Source organism: Arsenophonus sp. ENCA, assembly GCF_002287155.1.
Taxonomy (GTDB): Bacteria; Pseudomonadota; Gammaproteobacteria; order Enterobacterales; family Enterobacteriaceae; genus Arsenophonus; species Arsenophonus nilaparvatae.
Genome location: NZ_NHNG01000343.1, coordinates 1 through 1,697, shown reverse-complemented (window position 1 = coordinate 1,697; position 1,697 = coordinate 1). Strand labels below are relative to the sequence as shown.

The following is a 1,697-nucleotide window of genomic DNA, read 5'->3' as shown; positions in this document are numbered from 1 at the left end:
AGCGGGTGCTCATGCAAGTGCGCTATTGTACAGCCTGGTGGAAAGTGCACGTATCAATGGTCTTAACCCGTACGATTATCTTCTGGCATTGCTGACGTCGCTAAAATCCCCTGATGAAGATATAGACTGGAACGTACTGCTGCCCTGGAAAATTACCTTACCTTAAACCACGCTACCTATCTCTGTGTGGTTCCAATGACGCTTACCCTGTTTCCCTTTTTCGTTACGCTCAACCATTGAGAGTTCTTTCGCCATATCGATGCTGATGCAGTAGTCTTTCATTGGACGTTGGCGAGATTTTGCACTCCCCGATTTTGGGGAGCTCAAATTTTCTACAATTATGTAGTCCTGATTTTCAACAAATCCATACTGGTTAATTCGGTCTTTAACCCATGTGGTAAAATCTTTGCCAACTTCTAGAAATTGATGTAGATCACGAGCATTTACCGTTTGGATCAATGCGCCGTTAATGTTTTTTGTTTCGATGTTGATTAAATTTGACATAAGGATATTCCTCAATAGTTAAATTGATGAAAGATTGCCCCTATAGAGGCTGTCGCAAAAGAGGTAGTATCATGTTTTTAATGATTTCAATATTTTGATTTTAAAGAAAAAATTAAATTATTTTTATTGTAAATACCCCTTTTGCGACAGCCTCTATAGGAAGGGGCGTTAAGATTAATTAGTGACGTTTTATGAAATGGGTTAACTCACCTTCATACCAGTGATCGGTGCGAGTGGTGATTATCCCGATTTGTTGATGATGGAATTGTTCAAAAAGCTGTTTGATCTCCGCTAAAACCGAATCGACATTCTCACGCTTACGTAAAAGTCGTTTGATAACCTGTTTTTCTGCGTCATTAATAATTTGGCGCAATGACTCGGTGATGTAGTAAATGCGTCTGCATTCGTCAGCCATCAGTGGTATATGCTCTACCTGAAAACGCTCCGGTGATGGGGTGCCGGTCACTTCGCGTAAAGCCAGCCACACTGCATTACTCCATGAACGCTCAAATCGAAAACCGTTATAGGACTTACGCAAATTTCACATAAAATAGAATAAAAATTCTGTAGAGTGTTACAAATGAAACCAAGCCGCTTAAATTACTGCCAGTATCTAATGATAAGCCAAATCAATTATACCTTGACGAATTTTGCTGATCATACGCAAGATATGAGTCACGATGCGATTAATCGCTATTTGCGAAACGACCACGTAACTGGGAGCGCTTTGTGGGCGCAAGTCAGGGACGATATTAAGCTGTCTCCAGATGGCTATATTGTGTTCGACGACACAGTACTGGACAAAAACTTTTCGCACCACATTGAGTTGGTACGGCGGCAATACAGCGGTAACGCCCACCAAGTAATCAAAGGCATAGGTGTGGTAAATTGTGTGTACGTCAATCCCAGCACGGAACAATTTTGGCTCATTGATTTTCGTATTTACCATCCTGATGGTGATGGTAAATCGAAACTCGAGCACGTCGAAGATATGCTAAAAAACGTAGTTCGGCATAAGTGCCTTCCCTTTGCCGCCGTGCTGATGGATACATGGTATGCCACTAAGACACGAGTTTCGCAGTCTCTAAAAAAGAAGTATAAATTTAAAAACAAGAAAAAATCAGGATGTTCATATTTTGTCCGGTTATCCATGCATTAAAGATATCTATAAAATATTCTTGCAAGTAAGCAGT

The 1,697-nt window shown here is 40.7% G+C and carries 4 protein-coding genes; 2 read left to right on the top strand and 2 right to left on the bottom strand.

Translation table 11 applies throughout. The features are described 5' to 3' along the window. The coding region (locus CBG25_RS09130; RefSeq protein ID WP_290603847.1) for a transposase domain-containing protein at nt 1-166 on the top strand (166 nt) is incomplete at its 5' end. Here CBG25_RS09130 and CBG25_RS09125 read toward each other — a convergent pair. Then, nucleotides 163-504, bottom strand: a complete 342-nt coding sequence (locus tag CBG25_RS09125) for an antA/AntB antirepressor family protein (RefSeq protein ID WP_366212757.1) — start codon at nt 502-504, stop codon at nt 163-165. The two genes, CBG25_RS09130 and CBG25_RS09125, sit on opposite strands and share 4 nt — an antisense overlap. Before the next feature lie 178 nt (nt 505-682). Continuing rightward, nucleotides 683-1,042, bottom strand: coding sequence for a hypothetical protein (locus tag CBG25_RS09120; RefSeq protein WP_290606168.1), 360 nt, complete (start codon nt 1,040-1,042; stop codon nt 683-685). Between the two features lie 42 nt (nt 1,043-1,084). Between CBG25_RS09120 and CBG25_RS09115 the strand changes: the two genes are divergently transcribed. Continuing rightward, nucleotides 1,085-1,663: a transposase gene (locus CBG25_RS09115; protein WP_290606166.1), complete on the top strand. Its 579-nt coding sequence runs from the start codon at nt 1,085-1,087 to the stop codon at nt 1,661-1,663. Nucleotides 1,664-1,697: the final 34 nt, after the last annotated feature.

Coding starts and splice junctions, on each gene's coding strand:
- CBG25_RS09125 (WP_366212757.1), bottom strand. CDS start 504: ATGTCAAATTTAATCAACATCGAAACAAAAAACATTAACGGCGCATTG.
- CBG25_RS09115 (WP_290606166.1), top strand. CDS start 1,085: ATGAAACCAAGCCGCTTAAATTACTGCCAGTATCTAATGATAAGCCAA.